Origin of the sequence: Chelativorans sp. ZYF759, assembly GCF_012911015.1 — a bacterium.
Lineage (GTDB): Bacteria > Pseudomonadota > Alphaproteobacteria > Rhizobiales > Rhizobiaceae > ZYF759.
Genome location: NZ_WVVV01000004.1, coordinates 259,624 through 272,866 on the forward strand (window position 1 = coordinate 259,624; position 13,243 = coordinate 272,866).

At 64.2% G+C, this 13,243-nt stretch carries 15 protein-coding genes; 10 read left to right on the forward strand and 5 right to left on the reverse strand.

Going from position 1 to position 13,243, the window contains the following annotated elements; all coding sequences use genetic code 11:
* Nucleotides 1–237 precede the first annotated feature (237 nt).
* The 3 genes from GRZ55_RS09100 to GRZ55_RS09110 all read right to left on the reverse strand — a co-directional run bounded on the left by GRZ55_RS09100 (nt 238) and on the right by GRZ55_RS09110 (nt 3,421).
* On the reverse strand, nt 238–999 hold the full coding sequence (locus tag GRZ55_RS09100; RefSeq protein WP_169286577.1) for a Stf0 family sulfotransferase: 762 nt from the start codon (nt 997–999) through the stop codon (nt 238–240).
* A gap of 66 nt (nt 1,000–1,065) precedes the next feature.
* Entirely contained in the window at nt 1,066–2,100 is a 1,035-nt protein-coding gene (gene tdh, locus GRZ55_RS09105; RefSeq protein ID WP_169286578.1) for an L-threonine 3-dehydrogenase, read from the reverse strand.
* 133 nt (nt 2,101–2,233) lie between these two features.
* The gene (locus GRZ55_RS09110) at nt 2,234–3,421 is read right to left on the reverse strand and encodes a glycine C-acetyltransferase (protein ID WP_169286579.1); all 1,188 of its coding nucleotides are present in this window, start codon (nt 3,419–3,421) and stop codon (nt 2,234–2,236) included.
* A 155-nt stretch (nt 3,422–3,576) separates the two neighbouring features.
* Here GRZ55_RS09110 and msrB point away from each other — a divergent pair, with 155 nt between their 5' ends.
* Entirely contained in the window at nt 3,577–4,086 is a 510-nt protein-coding gene (gene msrB, locus GRZ55_RS09115) for a peptide-methionine (R)-S-oxide reductase MsrB (RefSeq protein ID WP_169286580.1), read from the forward strand.
* Nucleotides 4,087–4,184: 98 nt separating this feature from the next.
* A complete protein-coding gene (locus GRZ55_RS09120) occupies nt 4,185–5,609 on the forward strand; it encodes an MATE family efflux transporter (protein WP_246734617.1) in 1,425 nt (474 codons plus the stop codon).
* Here GRZ55_RS09120 and GRZ55_RS09125 read toward each other — a convergent pair.
* Nucleotides 5,576–6,658 (reverse strand): AI-2E family transporter, encoded by a 1,083-nt coding sequence (locus GRZ55_RS09125; protein ID WP_169286581.1) that lies wholly within the window; start codon nt 6,656–6,658, stop codon nt 5,576–5,578. The two genes, GRZ55_RS09120 and GRZ55_RS09125, sit on opposite strands and share 34 nt — an antisense overlap.
* A 208-nt stretch (nt 6,659–6,866) precedes the next feature.
* Between GRZ55_RS09125 and GRZ55_RS09130 the strand changes: the two genes are divergently transcribed.
* The 4 genes from GRZ55_RS09130 to GRZ55_RS09145 all read left to right on the forward strand — a co-directional run bounded on the left by GRZ55_RS09130 (nt 6,867) and on the right by GRZ55_RS09145 (nt 9,534).
* Entirely contained in the window at nt 6,867–7,322 is a 456-nt protein-coding gene (locus tag GRZ55_RS09130) for a thiosulfate oxidation carrier protein SoxY (protein WP_169286582.1), read from the forward strand.
* Between the two features lie 15 nt (nt 7,323–7,337).
* Complete coding sequence (gene soxZ / locus GRZ55_RS09135) at nt 7,338–7,661, forward strand: thiosulfate oxidation carrier complex protein SoxZ (protein WP_368856604.1); 324 nt, start codon at nt 7,338–7,340, stop codon at nt 7,659–7,661.
* Between the two features lie 166 nt (nt 7,662–7,827).
* A complete protein-coding gene (locus GRZ55_RS09140; RefSeq protein ID WP_169286584.1) occupies nt 7,828–8,202 on the forward strand; it encodes a hypothetical protein in 375 nt (124 codons plus the stop codon).
* A gap of 42 nt (nt 8,203–8,244) precedes the next feature.
* Entirely contained in the window at nt 8,245–9,534 is a 1,290-nt protein-coding gene (locus tag GRZ55_RS09145; RefSeq protein ID WP_169286585.1) for an NAD(P)/FAD-dependent oxidoreductase, read from the forward strand.
* Nucleotides 9,535–9,606: 72 nt separating this feature from the next.
* On the opposite strand, the gene GRZ55_RS09150 is transcribed toward GRZ55_RS09145, so the two are convergent.
* Entirely contained in the window at nt 9,607–10,692 is a 1,086-nt protein-coding gene (locus GRZ55_RS09150) for a YeeE/YedE family protein (protein WP_169286586.1), read from the reverse strand.
* A 109-nt stretch (nt 10,693–10,801) separates the two neighbouring features.
* Between GRZ55_RS09150 and GRZ55_RS09155 the strand changes: the two genes are divergently transcribed.
* From GRZ55_RS09155 to arsC, 4 genes are read left to right on the forward strand one after another with little or no spacing between them, the layout of a single operon-like run.
* The gene (locus GRZ55_RS09155; RefSeq protein WP_169286587.1) at nt 10,802–11,134 is read left to right on the forward strand and encodes a helix-turn-helix transcriptional regulator; all 333 of its coding nucleotides are present in this window, start codon (nt 10,802–10,804) and stop codon (nt 11,132–11,134) included.
* Between the two features lie 13 nt (nt 11,135–11,147).
* The gene (locus GRZ55_RS09160; protein WP_169286588.1) at nt 11,148–11,669 is read left to right on the forward strand and encodes an arsenate reductase ArsC; all 522 of its coding nucleotides are present in this window, start codon (nt 11,148–11,150) and stop codon (nt 11,667–11,669) included.
* Between the two features lie 33 nt (nt 11,670–11,702).
* Entirely contained in the window at nt 11,703–12,797 is a 1,095-nt protein-coding gene (gene arsB / locus GRZ55_RS09165; RefSeq protein WP_169286589.1) for an ACR3 family arsenite efflux transporter, read from the forward strand.
* A complete protein-coding gene (arsC, locus tag GRZ55_RS09170) occupies nt 12,794–13,210 on the forward strand; it encodes an arsenate reductase (glutaredoxin) (RefSeq protein WP_169286590.1) in 417 nt (138 codons plus the stop codon). The genes arsB and arsC overlap by 4 nt, the downstream gene beginning before the upstream one ends.
* The last annotated feature ends 33 nt before the right edge of the window (nt 13,211–13,243 follow it).

The window sequence follows — 13,243 nt, forward strand, 5'->3', positions numbered from 1 at the left end:
CGCCTGGCGGACGGCTCGGCGGGCTGCCGTCTTCACGGCTGCGGACAAAAGACCGCTCCACGCCTTGCGCTATGAGTGTGAGCTTTTCAGCATTAGGAACCGCCACGGCATGCCCTGCCGGACGGCTCGACAGGCGCGGCTTATAGCGGCAAGGCGTGCAAAGTGCAACAGGCCGACGCAACCTGACTGTCGCCGTCTTCGCGCATCCGCCACGCCCTTCGCAGTCCGACGAATACCTCAGCCCAGAGCGTCTTCGGCTCGGTATCGGGCGATCCAATCGGCATTCGTGTCGTCCGCCAGCTTGCGCAGTGCGGGGGCCATGCCGGCGGCGGCAGCGGAATCGGCGCCCAGCGCCTCCAGAACCCGGCGGATTTCACGGGCAGGATCGGCCGACAGTTCCTCATAGGTGATCCTCAGCGGCTCGATATCCTGTTCGCCGAACCATGCCTCCCAGGCCCGGTCTTGGCCGATCATCTCCGCGACCGTGGCCCGGATCGCATCGCGGTCGTAGCCGGGCTCGCGGCGCGGCTCGATCCTCTCGATTTCCGTGCCATCCGGTGCGGCGTGCCACAGCCCGGTCTCCTGCGCCCGAAGATAGGAGACCGCCTGCTCCACCTTCTCGACCCGCGAGAGGTGAATATAGAGCGTGGTGCCGAAGGCAGCGTCGATCCGCTCACGCGCGCCTTTTTCGGCAGGATGGATGACGGCGAGCTTTTCTAGGAAGAAACCGAAGCTGTGGCTCTGCATGCGCAGCCCGAACAGGCCGGTTCCCGCCCGGCCCTCTCGAATGGCGGCGTCGACTGCAGCCGCAATGAGTTCGGCCTCCCCGGCAGGTCGTTTGGGCTTGATGTCGAGATCCTCAAGCCAGCCCTCCAGCGAGGTCCCGAAGAAATAGGATTCCGGCTTGCCGGCCACCCCGGTGGCGGCCAGCATCCTGCATAACAGCGTGCTCCCGCTGCGTGGCGCCGTGCAGATCATGTAGGCGTCCAAGGGCTTCATGATCGCACCGGTTATCGGCGAATGATGAATGTCATGCGACGACCACGCGCCATGTGTGGACGCCTCCTACCACTCCAGCACAACCTTGCCCGACTCGCCGCTCTTCATGGCGGCGAAGCCTTCCGCGTAGTCATCAATACCGAGCCGGTGGGTGATGATGCCCGACACGTCGAGCGGCCCCTGCACCAGGGCGATCATCTTGTACCAGGTCTCGAACATCTCCCGCCCGTAGATGCCCTTGAGCGTCAGCATCTTGAAGATGACCTTGTTCCAGTCGATCTCGAAGGCAGTCGAAGCGATGCCGAGAATGGCGATCTTGCCGCCGTTGTTCATGACGTCGATCATGTCGCGGAAGGCGACCGCCGAACCCGACATCTCCAGCCCGACATCGAAGCCTTCCGTCATGCCTTCCTCGCGCATGACGTCGCGCAGGTTTTCGCGCGCAGCATCGACGACGTGGTGGACGCCGAGCCGGCGGGCCAGATCCAGCCGGTAGGGATTGATGTCGGTGATCACCACCTTGCGCGCGCCGACGGCCTGGGCGACCAGCGCGCCCATGATGCCGATCGGCCCGGCCCCGGTCACGAGCACGTCCTCGCCGACCAGGTCGAAGGACAGCGCGGTGTGAACGGCGTTGCCGAGCGGATCGAAGATCGCGGCGATCTCGTCGGGCACGTCGTCTGGGATGGCGACCACATTATGCGCCGGCAGGGCGACATATTCGGCAAAGGAACCCGGGCGCTGCACGCCGACGCCGAGCGTATTGCGGCACAGATGCCCCCTGCCCGCGCGGCAGTTGCGGCACTGACCGCAGACGATGTGGCCCTCGCCGGCGACACGTTGGCCAACGCGGTAGCCGGTAACGGAAGAGCCGAGCTTGGCCACCTCTCCGACGAATTCATGCCCCACCACCATCGGTACGGGCACGGTCCTGGCCGCCCACTGGTCCCAGTTGAAGATGTGGATGTCGGTGCCGCAAATGGCCGAGCGCCGCACCTTGATCAGCACCTCGTTCGGGCCGATCTCGGGAACCGGCACATCTTCCATCCAGATGCCGGGTTCGGCACGGGCTTTGACAAGGGCGCGCATAGTCTTGCTCATGAGGTGATTCCGCAGAAGGCGCAGGGCTGCTTGAAGCACCCCCTCTCCGTCACGCTTCGCGTGCCACCTCTCCCCCTGCCCGGGGGAGAGGATGGGAGCCAGGCTCGCGGCCGATGTATCGTGCCCACACGCATCACGAGATCACACCCAATTCCCGCCCCACTTGCCCAAACGCCGTGACCGCGCGATCGATGTCCTCGAAACTGTGCGCCGCCGACATCTGCGTCCTGATGCGCGCCTTGCCCTTGGGCACCACGGGGAAGGAGAAGCCGATCACATAGATGCCGTGGTCGAGCAGTCGCTCCGCCATCTGGCCCGCCAGCGCCGCATCGCCGACCATGACCGGGATGATGGGATGGCCGGCGCCGCCGAGCGAGAAGCCGAGGCGGCCCATCCCGTCGCGAAAGCGCTCGGCATTGGCATAGAGCTGCCGGCGAAGGTCTCCACCCTCCTCGACCATGTCGAAGACCTTGAGCGAGGTCGCGGCGATGACGGGCGCCAGCGTGTTCGAGAACAGATAGGGCCGCGAGCGTTGCCGAAGCCATTCGACGATCTCGCGCCTGGCCGAAGTGTAGCCGCCCGAAGCGCCGCCGAGCGCCTTGCCGAGCGTGCCGGTCATGATGTCGATACGGCCTTCGACGCCGCAATGCTCCGGCGTGCCCCGCCCGTTCTCGCCAACGAAGCCGACCGCATGGCTGTCGTCGACCATGACCATCGCACCGAACTCCTCCGCGAGATCGCAGATGCCTTTCAGATTGGCGACGATGCCATCCATGGAAAACACGCCGTCGGTGGCGATCAGCTTGAAGCGCGCGTCGCGGGCCTCCTCGAGCCTCGCGCGCAGATCGGCCATATCGTTGTTGGCGTAGCGGTAACGCCTTGCCTTGCAGAGCCGCACCCCGTCGATGATCGAGGCATGGTTGAGCGCATCCGAGATGATGGCATCCTCCTCACCGAGAAGGGTCTCGAAAAGCCCCGTATTGGCATCGAAGCAGGACGAATAGAGGATCGTGTCCTCGAAGCCGAGAAAACGGGAAATGCGTGCCTCGAGCTGCTTGTGTTCTTCCTGGGTGCCGCAGATGAAGCGGACCGAGGCCATGCCGTAGCCGTAGCGGTCGAGCGCGGCCTTGGCTGTCTCGCGAAGTTCCGCGTTGTCGGCGAGGCCCAGATAATTGTTGGCGCAGAAATTCAGCACCCGCCTGCCATCGGCCTCGATCTCGGCTGACTGCATGGTCGTGATGACCCGTTCGCTCTTGAAGAGCCCCGAAGCCTTCAGACCGTCCAGTTCGGTTGCGAGATGGTTCAAAAAATCGGCGGCCATTGCAAACTCTTCCGGCAATCGTCTCGTAGAAGGAGGTGATGTCTAACACCGCGCCGATGGCGCGCATAGCCAAAGCCGGCGGACAGGCTCAAGACGAGTTGATTGCCGGTTTGGCGCGCAGTCATGCTAGATTTGCACGAGATGAGGAGAATACGATGAACCGACGTCATGCATTCTCGGCCGGGGCCGCCGCGCTGGCGGCGCTGTTCGGCGGCGCCGCGCTTTGGCGAACGACGAGCCCCGCCAAGGCCGCGCCCGAGGGCGATTTCGAGATCGTCCTTTCCGAAGCGGAATGGCGAGAGCGCCTAACGCCAGAGCAATATGCAATCCTGCGCGACCACGGCACCGAACGCGCCTTCTCGAGCCCGCTCGACAAGGAGACGCGACCCGGCATGTATCACTGCGCCGGCTGCGACCAGGCCGTCTACTCCTCCGAGAAGAAATACGATTCCGGCACGGGATGGCCGAGCTTCTGGGATGGAGAACCAGGCGCCATCGGCACGATGGAGGATTCCTCCTTCTTCATGGTGCGCACGGAGTGCCACTGCAGCCGTTGCGGCGGCCATCTGGGCCACATATTCGATGACGGGCCAGCGCCGACCGGCAAGCGCCACTGCATCAACGGCCTGGCCATGACGTTTGTCCCGACGAACGCGCCCGCCTGACCCACTGATTATCCCGACCGGGTAAAGGCTGCGCCAAGCGGAAAGGCGCAGGTGGTCCTGTCGCGATCGAGCGTGCGGCCTATTGCAGGCCCATGACCATGTCACCGACGACAATCGGCGCGGGCGGCGAGGCCTGGCGGCGCGAAATACGGGCCATGGCCGTGCTGGCATGGCCCATCGTGCTGACCAACCTCGCCCAGAACGCCATGCAGACCACCGACGTCCTGATGATGGGTTGGCTGGGGCCGGAGGCGTTGGCGGCCGGCACGCTGGGATTCAACATCTACTTCACCCCGATGATCTTCGGGATGGGTCTGCTCCTGGCCGTCGCACCCATGGTCGCCTTCGAGATCGGGCGCCGGGCCCATTCGGTACGCGACGTTCGCCGCACCGTGCGCCAGGGTTTCTGGGTCGCACTGATGGTTGCCCTGCCGCTTTGGGTACTCATGTGGAACGGCGAGGCGATCCTCGTCTCAATGGGGCAAGACCCGCAATTGTCGGCGGCAGCGGGCGGCTATCTGCGCGCCATGCAGTGGGCACTTCTGCCCTTCTATTTCTTCGTGGTGCTGCGTTCCTTCGTCTCCGCGCTGGAGCGGCCGGGCTGGGCACTCGCGATCATGCTTGTGGCCGTCAGTTTCAACGGCTTCGCCAACTGGGTACTGATGTTCGGGAATCTGGGCTTCCCCGCACTTGGCATCGTGGGGACCGGGGTCGCGACCACCCTGTCGGCGACACTGATGTGCGGCGGCCTGATACTCGTCGTGCTCCTGCACAGGAAGTTCCGGCGCTATCAGGTATTCGGCCGATTCTGGCGGCCGGACTGGCCGCGATTCCGCGAGATGCTGCGCATCGGTCTGCCGATTTCGGGCATCCTGACCTTCGAGGTCGGCCTTTTCGGCGCATCGGCGCTGTTGATGGGCCTCATCGGTGGGGCTTCGCTCGCAGCCCATGCGATTGCGATCCAGCTCGCCTCGCTCGCCTTCATGGTGCCCATGGGCATCGCCCAGGCGGCGACGGTGCGCGTCGGGCGGGCCTATGGCGCCGGCTCCCGTCAGGGCATCACCCTGTCTGGATGGGCGGCCTTCGGGCTGGGCATCGCCTTCATGACCGTCGCCGCCACCGTGATGGTGACGCTGCCGCATCTACTCATTTCCGCGTTCCTCGAACTCGACGATCCGGCCAATGCCGAGGTCATCAGCCTGGCCGTGATCTTCCTGGCCATCGCCGCGCTGTTCCAGATCGTCGATGGTGCACAGGCGGTCGCGGGCGGCATGCTGCGCGGCCTGCACGATACCAAGGTCCCTATGTTCTATGCTGCCATCGGCTACTGGGGCATCGGCATGCCGAGCGGTATCCTGCTTGCCTTCTGGGCGGGATTCGGCGGGGCCGGCATCTGGCTCGGCCTCTGCATCGGGCTTGCGGCGGTTGCCGTGATGCTGGTCGTGCGGTGGCTACGCCGTGATCGCCTGCTGAGGGGGCGGATTGCCGATCAACCCCAGTCGTTGAGCACGTCTTCGATGTAGAGACGCTTGACCGCGACCATCACAACCGCCGCAAAGGGGGTGGCGAGGATGATGCCGGGCAGGCCGAACAAGAGCCCCATTATGACGATCGCCCCGATAATCAGAGCCGGCGGCAGGTTGACGGCGCGCCTCTGGATAAGCGGCGTGAGGATGTTTCCTTCCAGGAACTGGATGAACAGGTAGACGCCCACCGCATAGAACACGATCCACCAATCCTGGGCCATCGCGACCAGGACGATCGGGATGCCCGCCAGGATGGGGCCGATGATCGGCACGAAATTGAGAATACCGGCGGTCAGGCCGAGGAGGATTGCTCCCGGCAGGCCGACGGCGGCGAGTGCACCCCACACCACCAGCCCGATAATCGTCATGGTAACGAACTGCCCGATAAGCCAGAAGCGCAGCGTGGTGCCGATCTCGTCGAGAACCTGGCCGAAGCGGCGGCGGCTGCGCGGAGAGACGAGCTTGACGAGGCCGTCGCGGTAGAGCGGCGGCTGCGCGGCGATGAACACGCCCAGCACGACGACGACGGCCATGTTGCCCAACACGCCGAAGGTCATTTCGAACGCCACCCTCACCTGGCCGAACAGCCCGGCCGGATCAGGCAGCCAGTCTGACCAACCACCGTCAGAATCGTTCTCATCGGCTGCTGGCTCGTTGCCGTTTTCGTCGACCGCACCGAATTCGCGCACCATCCGCTGCAATTCGCGCAGTTCCTCCTCAAGCGTGGCAAGGAGGTCGGGCGTCTGGCCGACGGCGACGGTGCCCACGCTGCCCAGAAAGGCTGCGAAGGCCGCGGCCGTGACCAGGCAGACAAGCGTCAGGCGTATGGCGCGATGCACCGGCAGGACGCGCTCGAGCGCTGTCGTCAACGCGTCGAGGAACACCGCGAACAGGATGCCGGCGAAGATGAGCAGGAACCCGCTGGCGGCATAGATGACGATGAAGACCGAGATGGTGATGGCAAGGACGACGCCGACGACCGTGGCCGTGCGCCATGCCAGGCTTGCGCGCTCGGCCTCCGTGATGGGTTCTTCGGGTTCATCCACGTCGATTGCAGGCTCCGGGGGCTTCAGGCGGGCAGGATGCGACAGAAACAGCCTGCGAGGCAATCCGTTCCACAATGGCCGCCCGCATGGGAAGCGAGTTCGACATGCGCCTTCCCGTCCGCGAAACCGTTCCGGGCTCAGCCGTTGAGCTTGCGCGCGATGCGCCCTATCTTTCAGCTTGAACGGTGAGACAGGACAAAGACGCAACATGACAGGATCGATTTCCCGACGCCATTTGCTGGGACTAACCGCAGCCGCGACCGGTTTTGCGCTGCTGCCCTTCGCGCGGGCGCTTGCCAGCCCCGAAGCGGTGGCGGACGAAATCGCAACCTTTGCCGAGGGGCAAACGCCGCAGAGCGGCAAGGTGCGCCTCCTGATCTCCGACCGCGTCGAAAACGGTAGCGCCGTCCCGGTGACCATCGAGGTCGACAGCGCCATGGAAGGCGACGACCGTGTCGAATCCGTCATGCTGCTCGGTGAAGGGAACCCGAACCCCGTCGTGGCCACTTTCCATTTCTCGGCGCTGAGCGGATCGGCGGTCGTTTCCACCCGCGTCCGCCTGGCCGCGTCGCAGAAAGTCGTTGCGGTCGCACGCATGGCCGACGGCAGCGTCTGGCGCGCCGACCGCGACGTCGATGTCGCCATCGGCGGTTGCGTGACCTGACCACGAGAAGGAGAAATCATGTCCAGACCCCGCGTGAGTCTTCCCGACACCGCCGAGGCAGGGGAAATCATCACCATTCGCGCACTCATCAGCCATGTGATGGAAAACGGTCAGCGGCGCGATTCGAGTGGCGAAACCGTGCCGCGCCAGATCATCCACCGCTTCACCTGTGCGTTTAACGGCGAGCCGGTCTTCGCCTGCGATCTCGATACCGCGATCGCGGCCAACCCGTATTTCGAGTTCACCGCCAAGGTGCCCGAAAGCGGCACCTTCCAGTTCGAGTGGCATGACGACGATGGGTCGGTCTATACGGACGAGCGTACCATCAGCGTGGGCTGACGAACCGCCAATGCGGAACACCATTCCCATATCGACAGTGTTTCCAGAACCATCTGGCGCAAAACTGCCGAAATAGAGTATCTTCTGCCCTGCATTCCAACTCTGGCCGTGGGAAATTGCCGGGATCAGGCAAGACTTGGGCGGAACGACCCGAGGGAGGAAGTGCGTGCCGCGACTGCGTTTCAATGTGGCCATCATGGCGATCGTCCTGCCCGCGCTGGCTGCCGGCATTCCCGCAGCCGTGGCGGCCGAGGACGCGACCGAGATCGAGGTCATTGTCGAGAGCATACTGGCGATCGACGGGGACCCGGCCTTCGGCGAATATCTGGGCGGCGAATGTGCGACCTGCCATCGCCGCAGCGCACCGGCCGAAGGAATTCCCCAGATCAGCGGGATCGACCCGCAACACTTCGTACATGCCATGGTCGAATATCGCGAGGGAATCCGCACCAACGAAGTCATGCGCACGACCGCAGCGCGGCTTTCCGACGAAGAGATCGCGGCGCTGGCCGCGCATTTCACCGACCGTGCGGCACGCTGACAGACGTAATCATTCAGGCAAGATGTTCCGGAGGAACCGACCATGACGCAGAAATTCAAGACCAGCATCACGAGGCGCCATTTCGGCGCATTGCTGGGTGCAGGCGCGGCGACGCTGGCCATGCCGGCCTATCTGAGGGCGCAGGGGCGGCCGCGCGTCGTGGTGGTCGGCGGCGGTCCGGGTGGCGCGACGGCGGCGCGCTACATCGCCAAGGATTCCAATGGCGAGATCGACGTCACCCTGATCGACGCCAACGAGACCTTCACGACCTGCTTCTTTTCCAATCTCTATCTGGGTGACTTCCAATCCTTCGACGACATCACCCACAACTGGGACCAGCTTGTCGCCAATCACGGCATCACCAAGATCACGGCCTACGCAACCGGCGTCGACCGCGCGGCCAAGACGGTCACGCTCGATAATGGTGATACGGTCGAGTATGACCGGCTCGTTCTCTCGCCCGGAATCGACATCGTCTATGACTCAGTCCCTGGCTATTCCGAAGAGGTCTCCGAGATCGCGCCGCACGCCTGGCGCGCCGGCCGCCAGACGCAGATCCTGAAGGAAAAGCTGGACGCCTTGGAAGACGGCCAGCACATCGTCATGGTTGCGCCGCCCAACCCCTATCGCTGCCCGCCCGGCCCCTACGAGCGCGTCTCGATGTTCGCCCATGTGCTCAAGCGCAAGGGTTTCGAGAACTCGCGCATCTATGTGATCGATCCCAAGGAGGCCTTTTCCAAGCAGGCGCTGTTCGAAGAGGGCTGGGCCCGCCATTACCCCGGCATGGTCGAGTGGTACGGCCCCGACATCCATGGCGGCATTCTCAATGTCGATGCGAAAGCCGGCATCGTGGAGACGGACTTCGACACGTTCGAAGGCGCGCTCCTCAACATCATTCCGGCTCAGCGCGCGGGCGCCATCGCCCACGAGGCGGGCCTGACGAACGAAGCCGGCTGGGTGCCGATCGACCCCTATACGATGCGCAGCCAGGAGGACGAGGAGGTCTACGTGCTCGGCGACGCGACGGTGGCCGGCGACATGCCGAAATCCGGCTTCTCGGCCAACAGCCAGGCCAAGGTGGCTGCCATGAACATTCGCGGCGACCTGACAGATGCCAACGTGTTCCCGGCCCGCTACGCCAACACCTGCTGGTCGCTGATCGAGACCGACGATGGTGTGAAGGTCGGTGCGCAGTACCAGCCGACCGACGAGAAGATCGAAAGCGTTTCCTCCTTCATCTCGCAGACCGGCGAGAGCGACGAACTGCGCAAGGAGACCTACGAGGAAAGCCTCGGCTGGTATGACGGCATCATCGAGGACATGTTCAGCTGAGCCGTCAGGCTCCCACATCTCAGGCAGCGACTTGCGGCGGGCTTCGGCCCGCCGCTTTCATTCGAAAAGACGTCAAGCCGCCCTGGAGCTCTGCTTCTCGTCGGCCGGCAATTCGCGGTCGACGATGCGGTCCGCCACCACGGCTCCCAGGGCCATGGACAGCAGGGCCAGCAACGCGGTGACAGCCAGGATGGAGCCGCCGGAAAGTCCCGCGCCGACCGTGCAGCCGCCGGCCAGAACACCGCCGAACCCCATCAACGCCGCCCCGGCGGCATAACGAAAAACCGAAGGCGTCCCCGGCTCGGCAAAGGACTGGAGGCGGAACTTGCCTCCGATCAGCGCCCCGGCCAGTGCGCCAAGAATGACGCCCGCCACCAGCCCCTGGTCCATTGCCGGCATGAGCGACCAGTCGACGATCAACGCACCCGTGGTTGCAACGGGCCGCACGAACGACAGGCTCTCGACCGGGATCGGGTCGAAGAGCTGGGCCGACAAATGGTAGGTGAAGTACCAACCGGCGGCGACGCAGAGGCCGATGCCTGCGCCCCCCAGTGCGCGCCAGACCGATATCCTGGCGAGGAAGGCCATAACCACGGCGAGCGCCAGGACGACGCCCCCCATCGCCATGCCGGCGACGGGTCCGAGACGCAGATGACCCAGAAGATCGTTCCCGCCGATCGCTGCCGTGCTCCACAGGGCGGCGATCGGGTCGCGCGCGGGAACAAGGAAGCCCGACAAGGTGGCCATCCCGACAAAGGCCACGACCGCCAGGCAGAACAGCGCGCGCAGATTGCCGGTGCCGGTCAGGACCACGAGACGCGAGACGCAACCGCGCGCCAGCGCCATGCCGACGCCGAAGAGGAGACCGCCGATCATGGCGCCCGACAGGCTTTGAGGGGTCGCAAAGAAGCGGGTCTCGGCGAGCCGCAAATCGCCTTGCCCGATCAGGATCTGAACCGCCAGAAGCGCGCAGGCGAAGCCGAGGGCCCATGTGGCCATGGCTTTCAGCCCCCTGCCCCGGGCCATGTCCAGAACCGCAGTTCGCGTGCAAAAAGCGCTGCGTTCGGCCAGGACCCCGAAGACAAGCCCGATGGCGGCGCCGCCGACAATCGCCGCGCCGCTCTCGTCCAAGAGATCGATCAGGGGGAGAAAATCCATGCGAAGGCTCCTGTGCCGCCGGGAAGGACATACACGCTCGGTGATGACGATCAAGGGCGGACGACCATCGGGGGTTTACAATTCCTGTTTAATCTAGATATTTGGATATATGGACAAGAGAGATGCACTTGCCGCCCTTGCGGCACTCGGACAGGAGACGCGGCTTGACGTGTTCCGGTTGCTTGTCGGCGCCGGCACACCGGGCCTGCCAGCCGGCGAGATCGCCCAGCGGCTCGACACCGTCCAGAACACCATGTCCGCCCACCTGAAGATCCTCTCAACGGCAGGGCTCGTCCGGGCGGAACGGGACGGGCGCTCGATCCGCTACGTGGCCGACATGACGGGCTTTCGCGACCTCCTCGCCTTCCTCATGGAGGATTGCTGTCAGGGCGCGCCAGAGCTTTGCCAGCCCGTCATCGAAGCCATCACCTGCAGCAACTGATCGGAGAAAAGCCGTGAGCGCGCGCGTCTACAATGTCCTGTTTCTTTGCACCGGCAATTCGGCGCGCTCGATCCTCGCCGAAGCCATTCTGACCAAGCTGGGTGGTGGCCGTTTCCGCGCCTTTTCGGCCGGCTCGCAGCCCAAGGGAGAGGTTCACCCCTATGCCTTGCAACTGCTGGAACGGCTTCATGTCGATACCGGCTTTGCCCGCTCCAAGAGCTGGGAGGAGTTCGCGGGAGAAGGCGCGCCGGAAATGGATTTCATCTTCACCGTTTGCGACAACGCCGCAGGCGAATCCTGCCCCGTCTGGCCCGGCCATCCGATGACTGCGCACTGGGGCGTGCCCGATCCGGCGGCGGCAGAAGGAACGGAGGCCGAACGCCATTTCGCGTTCGCCGAGGCGTGGCGCATGCTTTCGGCGCGCATCTCGATCTTCCTCAGCCTGCCGATTGCGACTATCGACCGGCTTGCCTTGAAGGCGCGGCTCGACGCGATCGGCCGCACGGACGACCGGGCAGACGGCGACGCCGCCTGACGTTGGCACTCATATTCAAGGACCGATTTGCGCATGAGCCAGGAAAACGCAACAGTCGCCGCCCCCATACCACCCGCGGGCATAGGCTTCTTCGAGAAATGGCTTTCAGTCTGGGTGGCCATCTGCATGGCGGCCGGGATCGTGCTGGGCAATCTGGCGCCGGGCCTCGTCGGCACGCTGGCGGCGATGGAATATGCCTCCGTCAACCTCGTCGTCGCCATCCTGATCTGGGCGATGGTCTATCCGATGATGGTCAATGTCGACTTCGCCAGCCTCGCCCAGGTCAACGCCAAGCCCAAGGGGCTGGTCATCACGCTGGTGGTCAACTGGCTGATCAAGCCCTTCACGATGGCGGCGCTGGCGGTCCTGTTCTTCGACTACGTGTTCGCCCCGCTGATCGACCCGGCCGATGCCCAGCAATATGTCGCCGGGCTGATCATTCTCGGCGCCGCGCCATGCACGGCCATGGTGTTCGTCTGGAGCCAGCTGACGCGCGGCGACCCGACCTACACGCTGGTGCAGGTGTCGGTGAACGACGTCATCATGATCTTCGCTTTCGCGCCCATCGTGGCCATCCTGCTCGGCGTGACCGACCTGACGGTGCCATGGGAAACGCTGCTTTTGTCGGTGGGTCTCTACGTTCTCCTGCCACTCCTCGCCGGCATCATCACCCGTCAGCGGATCATCGCCCAGTCGCCGGCCGGCGAAGGCAACCAGACCGTTGCCGACTTCACCGCACGCATCAAGCCCGCCTCGGTAATCGGCCTTCTTGCAACGGTGGTGATCCTCTTCGGCTTCCAGGGCAACGTTATCCTCGAACGACCGCTCGTCATCCTGCTGATCGCCATACCGCTCCTCATCCAGGCCTATGGTATCTTCTTCGTCGCCTATGCGGCGGCGAAGGCCTGGAAGGTGCCTTTCAACATCGCCGCGCCCTGCGCGCTGATCGGCACGTCGAACTTCTTCGAGCTGGCAGTAGCGGTGGCGATCGGGCTTTTCGGGCTGAATTCGGGTGCCGCGCTCGCCACCGTGGTGGGCGTGCTCGTCGAGGTGCCGGTCATGCTTTCCCTCGTCGCCTTCGCCAACCGCACACAGCACTGGTTTCCCAAGGAAAGTGAAGGCCAATGACCGTCACCATCTACCACAACCCCGCATGCGGCACGTCCCGCAACACGCTGGCCATGATCCGCCAAGCCGGTGAGGAGCCGGAGGTGATCGAGTATCTGAAGCAGCCGCCGACTCGCGACAAGCTTGTCGAATTGATCACTGCTATGGGCATCTCGCCCCGCGATCTCCTGCGCCGCAAGGGCACGCCCTATGATGAACTCGGTCTCGACAATCCGAAATGGAGCGATGACAAATTGATTGATTTCATGATCGCCCATCCCATCCTCATCAACCGCCCGATCGTGGTCACGGAGAAGGGCGTCCGGCTCTGCAGACCGTCGGAAGCCGTTCTGGAAATTCTCTCGAATCCCGATATCGGCACCTTCACCAAGGAGGACGGTGAGCGGATCGATCCAGCTACACGCCAGGAGTGAAAGTCGCGCCTGCCCGACGGCATTAGACTTAAG

Excerpts from the sequence above, each read along its gene's own strand:
- GRZ55_RS09100 (WP_169286577.1), bottom strand. The coding sequence starts at position 999 with ATGAAGCCCTTGGACGCCTACATGATCTGCACGGCGCCACGCAGCGGG.
- GRZ55_RS09155 (WP_169286587.1), top strand. The coding sequence starts at position 10,802 with ATGGACAAGAGAGATGCACTTGCCGCCCTTGCGGCACTCGGACAGGAG.
- arsB (WP_169286589.1), top strand. The coding sequence starts at position 11,703 with ATGAGCCAGGAAAACGCAACAGTCGCCGCCCCCATACCACCCGCGGGC.
- GRZ55_RS09130 (WP_169286582.1), top strand. The coding sequence starts at position 6,867 with ATGACAGGATCGATTTCCCGACGCCATTTGCTGGGACTAACCGCAGCC.
- GRZ55_RS09145 (WP_169286585.1), top strand. The coding sequence starts at position 8,245 with ATGACGCAGAAATTCAAGACCAGCATCACGAGGCGCCATTTCGGCGCA.
- GRZ55_RS09150 (WP_169286586.1), bottom strand. The coding sequence starts at position 10,692 with ATGGATTTTCTCCCCCTGATCGATCTCTTGGACGAGAGCGGCGCGGCG.
- GRZ55_RS09120 (WP_246734617.1), top strand. The coding sequence starts at position 4,185 with ATGTCACCGACGACAATCGGCGCGGGCGGCGAGGCCTGGCGGCGCGAA.
- arsC (WP_169286590.1), top strand. The coding sequence starts at position 12,794 with ATGACCGTCACCATCTACCACAACCCCGCATGCGGCACGTCCCGCAAC.
- msrB (WP_169286580.1), top strand. The coding sequence starts at position 3,577 with ATGAACCGACGTCATGCATTCTCGGCCGGGGCCGCCGCGCTGGCGGCG.
- tdh (WP_169286578.1), bottom strand. The coding sequence starts at position 2,100 with ATGAGCAAGACTATGCGCGCCCTTGTCAAAGCCCGTGCCGAACCCGGC.
- GRZ55_RS09110 (WP_169286579.1), bottom strand. The coding sequence starts at position 3,421 with ATGGCCGCCGATTTTTTGAACCATCTCGCAACCGAACTGGACGGTCTG.